The sequence below is a fragment of the Streptomyces flavotricini genome (genome assembly GCF_020639365.1).
In the GTDB taxonomy this organism is placed as follows: domain Bacteria; phylum Actinomycetota; class Actinomycetes; order Streptomycetales; family Streptomycetaceae; genus Streptomyces; species Streptomyces flavotricini.
In genome coordinates this window covers 19,458-28,273 of record NZ_JAINUL010000018.1, presented here as the reverse complement: position 1 = coordinate 28,273, position 8,816 = coordinate 19,458, and the positions used below count along the sequence as shown (strand labels likewise).

Annotated in this window: 3 protein-coding genes; all 3 read left to right on the top strand. The window is 73.5% G+C overall.

Translation table 11 applies throughout. The features are described 5' to 3' along the window. The coding region (locus K7B10_RS40295) for a type I polyketide synthase (RefSeq protein ID WP_267502810.1) at positions 1–6,902 on the top strand (6,902 nt) is incomplete at its 5' end. 7 nt (positions 6,903–6,909) lie between these two features. Then, entirely contained in the window at positions 6,910–7,836 is a 927-nt protein-coding gene (locus tag K7B10_RS40290; protein WP_229345984.1) for a proline iminopeptidase-family hydrolase, read from the top strand. After that, entirely contained in the window at positions 7,823–8,776 is a 954-nt protein-coding gene (locus K7B10_RS40285) for an ACP S-malonyltransferase (RefSeq protein WP_229345983.1), read from the top strand. The genes K7B10_RS40290 and K7B10_RS40285 overlap by 14 nt, the downstream gene beginning before the upstream one ends. The last annotated feature ends 40 nt before the right edge of the window (positions 8,777–8,816 follow it).

The window sequence follows — 8,816 nt, the reverse complement described above, 5'->3', positions numbered from 1 at the left end:
ACAACGGGCTCATCGCCACCATGGACCCCGAGCGCCTCGACCGGGTGCTGGCCCCGAAGGCGGACGCGGCCTGGCACCTGCACGAGCAGACCCGCCACCTGGACCTGCCGCTCTTCGTCCTCATCTCCTCGGCGGGCGGGCTCACCCTGGCCGCCGGACAGGCCAACTACGCCGCCGCCAACACCTTCCTGGACGCGCTGGCCACCCACCGCCACGCCCAAGGACTCGCCGCACAGTCCCTCGCCTACGGGCTCTGGGCGAGCACGGGCATGGGCCAGTACATCACCGACACCGATGTGAAGCGCATGGAGCGCCAGGGCCTGCCGCCGCTCCGGCCCGAGGAGGCCCTCGCCCTCTTCGACGCCGCCTGCGCGTCCGGCCGCCCCGCCACCGTCCCGCTCCACGTCAACCGCACCGCCCTGGCCGCGCGTACCGACGAACTGCCCGCGCTCCTGCGCTCCGCCACCCCCGCCCCGCAGCGCCGCAGCGTCCGCGCGAGCGCCGGCGGTGCCGGGGCCGGAGCCGCCCACGAGCTCGCGGCGCGCCTCGCCGGGAAGACCGAGGAGGAGCGCGACCAGGCCCTGCTCGAACTGGCCCGGACGCACGTGGCCGCCGTACTCGGCCACGAGTCGGCCGACGCCATCGAGCCCGACCGGGCCTTCCAGGAACTCGGCTTCGACTCCCTCAGCGCCGTCGAACTGCGCAACCGGCTGAAGGCCGCCACCGGGCTCCGGCTCCCCGCCACCCTCGTCTTCGACTACCCGAACGCCCGCGCCGTCGCCACGTACATCGGCGAGTCCATCGGCGGAGCGGCGCAGGGCGCGGCCACCCGTCCGGCCGCCGCCGCCCGTACGCGGGCGGACGGCGACGACGACCAGATCGCGATCGTCGCGATGAGCTGCCGCCTCCCCGGCGGGGTCACCTCCCCCGAGGAGCTGTGGCAGCTCGTCGTGGACGGCCGGGACGCGGTCTCCGGCTTCCCCCTCGACCGCGGCTGGGACGTCGAGAACGTGTACGACCCGGAGCCGGGCGTGCCGGGCAAGACGTACGCCAACGAAGGCGGCTTCCTCTACCGGGCGGGCGACTTCGACCCGCACTTCTTCGGGATCAGCCCCAACGAGGCGCTGATCATGGACCCCCAGCAGCGGCAGCTCCTGGAGGTCTCGTGGGAGGCCATCGAGCGGGCCGGCATCAACCCGCACACCCTCAAGGGCAGCAGGACCGGCGTCTTCGCGGGCGTCATGTACCACGACTACGGGCAGGGCACCGAGGCAGCGGCCACCACCGGCGGCAGCCTCATATCGGGCCGCGTCTCGTACACCCTGGGCCTCGAAGGCCCGTCCATGACCGTGGACACGGCCTGCTCCTCGTCCCTCGTCTCGCTGCACCTGGCCACCCAGTCGCTGCGCTCCGGCGAGTGCTCGATGGCGCTCGTCGGCGGCGTCGCGGTGATGGCGAGCCCCGACATGTTCGTGGAGTTCAGCCGCCAGCGCGGGCTCGCCGCCGACGGCCGCTGCAAGTCCTTCGCGGGCGCGGCGGACGGCGCCGCCTGGTCGGAGGGCGTCGGCGTCCTGGTCGTCGAGCGGCTCTCCGACGCCCGCCGCAACGGCCACCCCGTGCTCGCGGTGATCCGGAGCTCCGCCGTCAACCAGGACGGCGCGTCGAACGGCATGACCGCCCCCAACGGCCCCTCCCAGCAGCGCGTCATCCAGAGCGCGCTGGAGCAGGCCGGACTGACCACGGCCGACGTCGACGTGGTCGAGGCGCACGGCACGGGCACCAAGCTCGGCGACCCGATCGAGGCCCAGGCCGTACTCGCCACGTACGGGCAGGGTCGCGACGATGACAAGCCGCTGTGGCTCGGCTCCCTGAAGTCGAACATCGCGCACACGCAGGCCGCGGCCGGTGTCGCAGCCGTCATCAAGATGGTCCAGGCGCTGCGCCACGGTCTGATGCCGAAGACCCTGCACGTCGACGAGCCCACCCCGCACGTCGACTGGTCCGAGGGCAACGTCAAGCTGCTCACCGAAGCCGTCGAATGGCCGGCGGGCGAGCGGCTGCGCCGCGCGGGCATCTCCTCGTTCGGCCTCAGCGGCACGAACGCGCACGTGATCCTCGAGGAGGCCCCGGCCGCTCCGGAAGTCCCCGCGGACGAGGCTCCGCGCGAGCTGCCCGTCGTACCGGTGGTGCTGTCGGCCCGATCGCCGGAGGCCCTGGCCGGCCAGGCGGAGCGCCTGCGGGCGCACCTCGCCGACCACGAGGAGATCTCGCCGACGGACCTCGGCTTCTCGGCGGCGACCTCGCGCACCGCGCACGAGCACCGGGCCGTGGTGGTCGGTGCGGACCGGGAGGAGCTGCTCTCGGGGCTGGCGGCGCTGGCCGAGGGCTCGGGGGCCGGTGTGGTCCGGGGCCTGGTACGGGAGGGCCGCTCGGCGTTCCTGTTCACGGGTCAGGGTGCGCAGCGGCTGGGGATGGGGCGTGAGCTGCACGGCGCGTTCCCGGTGTTCGCGCAGGCTCTGGATGCGGTGGTCGCTGCGCTGGACGTGCACTTGGACCGGCCGCTGTACGAGGTGATGTGGGGTGAGTCCGCCGAGGACGAGGCGCTGCTGAACAGCACCGCCTACACGCAGCCCGCGCTCTTCGCGATCGAGACCGCGCTCTTCCGGCTGGTGGAGTCCTGGGGCGTGCGGCCGGACTTCCTGGCCGGGCACTCCATCGGCGAGATCTCGGCCGCGCACGCCGCGGGCGTCCTCTCGCTGGAGGACGCCGCCCGCCTGGTCACCGCACGCGGCCGCCTCATGCAGGCACTGCCCGCGGGCGGAACGATGGCCGCGATCGAAGCCACCGAGGAGGAAGTCCTTCCGTACGTCTCCGATGTGGTCGGCATCGCGGCGATCAACAGTCCGCGTTCGATCGTGGTCTCGGGCGAGGAGGACGCCGTCGAGGCGATCCAAGCCGCCTTCACCCAGCTGGGCCGCAAGACGACCCGGCTCCGCGTCTCGCACGCCTTCCACTCCCCCCTGATGGACCCGGCCCTGGCCGAATTCCGCGCCGTCGCCGAGTCCGTGACCTACGCGCCCGCCCGGATCCCGGTCGTCGCCGGGGTCCACGGCGCAATCAGCGAGGACTGGGGAACCCCCGACTACTGGACCCGCCACCTGCGCGAAGCCGTCCGCTTCTCCGACACCGTCCAGCACCTGCACACCAAGGGCGTCACCCGCTTCGTCGAGCTCGGCCCCGACGCCATCCTCACCGCCCTCACCCAGGTCTCCCTCGACGGCCGGACCACCGTCGTCGAGCCCGCCTTGCGCCGGAACCGCCCCGAGGTCCGGAGCCTGCTGACCGCGCTCGCCCACCTGCACAGCGCGGGCTCGCGCATCGACTGGACGGCCTTCTACGCCGGTACCGGCGCACGGCGCGTCGATCTGCCGACGTACGCCTTCCAGCACGAGCGGTACTGGCTGGAGGCCACGCCGGCCACCGACGTCGCCCACCACGGCCAGACCTCGGTCGGCCACCCGCTGCTGAGCGCGGCCATCACCCTGGCCGGGTCCGACGAGACCGTGCTGACCGGCCGCCTCGCCGCGGCCACGCACGCCTGGGTCGCCGACCACGACGTGCTGGGCAGCGTGCTGCTGCCGGGCACCGGCTTCGTCGAGCTGGCGCTCCGGGCGGGCGACCAGGTCGGCTGCCCGGTCCTGGAGGAACTCACCCTCCAGGCACCGCTCGTACTGCCCCGGCACGGAGGTGTCGCCCTCCAGGTGTCGGTCGGCGCGCCCGACGACACGGGCCGCCGGACCGTACGCGTCCACTCGCGCCACGAGGACGCCCCGGCCGACACCCCCTGGCTGCTGCACGCCGACGGCCTGCTCGGTGCCCGCCCGGCCGCCGCGGGCACGGACCTCACCGTCTGGCCGCCCGCCGGCGCCACCGCGGTGGACGTGAGCGACACGTACGAGGTGCTCCAGGGCCGCGGCTACCACTACGGTCCGGTGTTCCAGGGCCTCACGGCCGCCTGGACCTCCGGCGACGACATCTACGCCGAGATCGAACTGGCCGAGCGGGCGCACGGCGAGGCCGAGGGCTTCGGGGTCCACCCGGCCCTCCTCGACGCCACGATGCACGCACTGGGCATCGGCGGTTCGGACACGGACTCCGAGGGCGGCGCCCAGCCGCTGCTGCCCTTCTTCTGGGAGGACGTGGCCCTGTACGCGGTCGGCGCCACGGCGCTGCGCGTACGGATCTCCTGGACGTCCGAGAACACCATGTCCCTGGACGCCGCCGACGCGGCCGGCGCCCCGGTGCTGTCGGTGAAGAGCCTGACCTTCCGCCCGGTGTCGCAGGAGCAGCTGAGTGCCGGCCGGCCGGAGTCGCTGTTCGAGATCGCCTGGCGTCCGCTGGCCGCGCCCGCCGATGGGGTGGCCGAGCAGCACGTGTGGGGTGAGCTGCCCGAGGGCGAGCTGTCGGGCGCGGTGGTCTTCCACGTCCCGGACACCGAGGGCGCGCTGCCGCAGGCGGTGCGCTCGGCGAGCGCCCGGACGCTGGCGGTGGTCCAGGAATGGCTGGCCGAGGAGCGGTTCACCGAGACGACCCTCGTGGTCGCGACGCGTGGTGCGGTGGTCGTGGACGCGGCCTCCGATACCGTCGATCTCGCGCAGGCCCCGGTGTGGGGTCTCGTACGCGCCGCCCAGGCGGAGAACCCGGGCCGGATCCAGCTCACCGACCTCACCTCGGCATCGGACGCGCTGGCCGCCGTCATCGCTTCGGGCGAGCCGGAGAGCGCGGTCCGCGCCGACGGCCCGCGCATCCCGCGCCTCACCCCGGTCACGGCGACGGCCGAGATCCCCGTGGCCCTCGACCCCCAGGGCACGGTCCTGATCACGGGCGGCACCGGCGGGATCGGCGCCCACCTGGCCCGGCACCTGATCACCGAGCACGGTGCCCGCCACCTGGTCCTGACCAGCCGGCGCGGCCCCGACGCGGAGGGCGCGGTCGAACTGGCCGAGGAACTCTCCGAGCTGGGCGCCGAGATCACCCTGACCGCGTGCGACGTGTCCGATCCGGCGGGCATCAGCGCCCTGCTGGCCTCGATACCGGCCGCGCACCCCCTGACCGGCATCGTGCACGCCGCCGGTACGGGCGACAACGGCCTGATCGCCACCATGGACGCCGACCGTCTCGACCGGGTCCTCGCGCCCAAGGCGGACGCGGCCTGGCACCTGCACGAGCAGACCGAGCACCTGGACCTGCCGCTCTTCGCCCTGATCTCCTCCGCCGGAGGTCTCACCATGGCGGCCGGCCAGGCGAACTACGCGGCGGCGAACACCTTCCTCGACGCCCTCGCGACGTACCGCCACGCCCGGGGCCTCGCCGCCCAGTCCCTCGCCTACGGGCTCTGGGCGGGCACCGGCCTCGGCCAGTACGTCTCCGAGACCGACGTGAAGCGCATGGAGCGCCAGGGCCTGCCGCCGCTCCGGCCCGAGGAGGCCCTCGCCCTCTTCGACGCCGCCTGCGCGTCCGGCCGCCCCGCCACCGTCCCCCTCCACGTCAACCGCACCGCCCTCCAGGCGCGTGCCGACCGGCTCCCCGCACTCCTGCGGCCCGCCACCGCCCCCACCCAGCGCCGCAGCGCCGGGGCCAAGAGCACCGAGGCGGAGCTCATCTGGCTCCGGATCGGCGGGGCGCCGGAGGCCGAGCAGGAAGCGGCCCTGCGCGAGCTCGTGCAGCGACGGGCCGCCCACCTCCTGGGCCACGCGAGCACCACCGCCATCGACGTCGAGCGGGGCTTCCTGGAGTCCGGCTTCGACTCGCTCAGCGCGATGGAGCTGCGCAACGCCCTCATGAAGGACACCGGGCTCCGGCTGTCCCCGATGGTGGTGTTCGACAGCCACAGCCCGGCCCAGCTCGCCAAGGTGCTGCTGGCGGAGTACGCAGAGCAGGGCCTGCGCACGACGGACACCGCAGACACGACGGACGCCGCGGCCACCGCCTCGGGCACCCCGTCCGCCCCCCGGCCGGCCCGGGGGGCGGGGGAGACCCTGCGCGACCTGTTCCACGGCGCCGTGGTCGCCGGGCACGCGGACAAGGGCTTCGACCTGCTGCGCGCGGCCGCGGCCGTCCGGCCGTCCTTCGGGACGGCGGCCGAGCTGGAGCGCGTACCGGCAGCGGCGCGGCTCGCCGACGGTGCGGAAGGCCCGCACCTGATCTTCGTCAACACGCCGATGGCGACGGGCGGGGCCTACCAGCACGCGCGCCTCGTCTCCCACCTCCAGGGCAAGCGGAAGGTCTCCGCCCTGCCCATCCTCGGCTTCGACGCGAGCGAGAGCCTCCCGGCCACCCCGCAGGCGGCCGTCGAGGGCCTGGCCCGCACCGTCCTGGAGGCCGCGGGCGACGAGCCGTTCGTCCTGATCGGCTACTCCTCCGGCGGCACCCTCGCCTACGCCACCGCCGGGCACCTGGAGCGCGCGTACGGCATCCGCCCGCACGGCGTGGTCCTGCTCGACACCTACAACGTCCACGACGGCGAGAGCGAGGGCGTCCCGATGGACGGCCTGGCGCTCGGCATGTTCGACAAGGAAGCGGCCTTCGGGGAGTTCGACACCACCCGGCTCTCGGCCATGGGCCGCTGGGTGGAACTCGTACCGGACCTGCCCCTCGACCCCGTCGCGGCGCCCGTCCTGTTCGTCCAGTGCACCCAGTCCTTCGTACCGGACGGCGACGACCCCTCGCCCGAGCTCACCCAGGGCAAGGCCGAGCCCTGGGAGCCCGCCCACACGCTGCGCCCCGTCGCCGCGAACCACTTCACGATCGTCGAGGAGCGCGCGGAGGACACCGCCCACGTGCTCGAAGAGTGGCTCGACGACGCACAGACCGCCCACCCGAACACCCAGAAAGCGATGTGAGACGACGGTGGCACTCAAACCCAAAGGCACCGTGCCCTTCGGCCCGTACGAGACCTGGTACCAGGTCACCGGTGACCTCCAGTCGGAGCAGCCCGCGCTCGTCGTCGTCCACGGCGGGCCCGGCAGCACCCACGACTACCTCAAGAACCTGAAGGAGCTGGCGGCGCACACCGGCCCGGTCGTCCTGTACGACCAGCTCGGCAACGGCGGCTCCACCCACCTGCCCGACAAGGGCGCCGACTTCTGGACCCCGGAGCTGTTCGCCGACGAGCTCGAGAACCTCGTCACGCGGCTCGGCATCGCCGACAACTACGTCCTGTTCGGGCAGTCCTGGGGCGGCCTCCTCGTCACCAAGTACGCGGCAGCCCGCCCGGCCGGCCTGCGCGGCCTGGTCATCGCCAACGCCCCCGCCTCGTACCCGCTGTGGCTGCAGGAGGCGGAGCGCCTGCGCGCCGACCTGCCGCCCGGCGTCAACGAGACGCTGCTGCGCCACGAGGCCGCGGGCACCACCGACAGCGACGAATACCACAACGCGATGCGCCCCTTCTACGAGAAGCACGTGTGCCGGCTCAAGCCGTGGCCGCGGGACTACCTGGCCTCGTTCTACGAGGTCTACAACGACCCGACGGTGTACTACGCGATGAACGGCCCGAGCGAGTTCCACGTCAACGGCACCCTCAAGGACTGGTCGGTCGTCGACTACTGCCCGCAGGTGGCCGTGCCGACGCTGCTCATCTCCGGCCGCCACGACGAGGCGACCCCGGCGACGGTGCAGCCGTTCCAGGACCTGATCCCCGACGTGCGGTGGGTGATCTTCGAGGAGTCCAGCCACCTCCCGCACCTGGAGGAGCCGGAACTGTTCCAGCAGGTGATGAGGGAGTTCCTCGGCTCCCTCGCGAAGGAGAAGGAGATGGTGGGCCATGGAGGCAACTGACCGTACGGGCAGCGCCCTGGTCTTCCCCGGCATGGGCCCCGTCCCCTTCGCCGAGGTCGCCAAGTTCATGCTGGTCAACCCGTTCGCCCGCGAGCTCTTCGCGGAGGCGGACGAGGTCCTCGGCTACTCGCTCTTCGACCGGTTCAAGGAGGCCGAGGGGGACTACTCCGAGTACGCCCAGGTGGCGTTCCTCGTGAACTGCCTCGCCCTGGCCCGCTGGGTGGAGCACGAGTTCGACGAGCAGCCGGCCTTCTGCACCGGCCTGAGCTTCGGCGAGAAGGCGGCGGCCGTGCACTCCGGTGCGCTGTCCTTCGCCGACGGGGTCCGCTTCACGGCACGCTTCGCCCACACGCTCGACGCGTACTTCGCCGAGGAGCACCCGGAGGAGGTCGCCACCCAGTCCTTCGCCCGTACCCCGCGCGCCCGGCTGGACGAGGTGCGGGCCGAGCTGACCGAGCAGGGCGAGTGGCACGACGTCACCTGCGTCGTCGACGAGGACTTCGCGATGCTCACCCTGCGCAAGTCCCGGCTGGAGTGGCTCCAGCAGCGCCTGCGGGCGCTGGGCGGCATGCCGCTGTACGTCATGGAGCCGCCGCTGCACTCGCCCGCGTTCGGCGGGCTGCGCCGGCGGGTCGAGGAGGAGGTCCTGGCGGGGCTGTCCTTCCGCGACCCGCACCTGCCGGTCGTGGCCGACCAGGACGGGGCGGTGCTGACGACGGGCGAGCAGGTGCGGAACCTGCTGCTGGACGGCTGCGTCCGGCCGGTCGACTGGCCGGGCGTGCTCGGCTCGCTGCGCGACAGGGGCGTCGGAACCCTCTACGTGGCCGGACAGGACGCCCTGTTCGGCCGGGTGGGGGCGGCGACCCGCAACTTCAGGGTCGTACCCGTCAATCCGAGGCTGGCCATGCGGCCGCGCCGCCGGACCGCGACCGCCGCCTGAGGGCGGCGGCCGCGGCCGCGGCGGCGCGGGCTCCGCTGCC

Coding starts and splice junctions, on each gene's coding strand:
- K7B10_RS40285 (WP_229345983.1), top strand. CDS start 7,823: ATGGAGGCAACTGACCGTACGGGCAGCGCCCTGGTCTTCCCCGGCATG.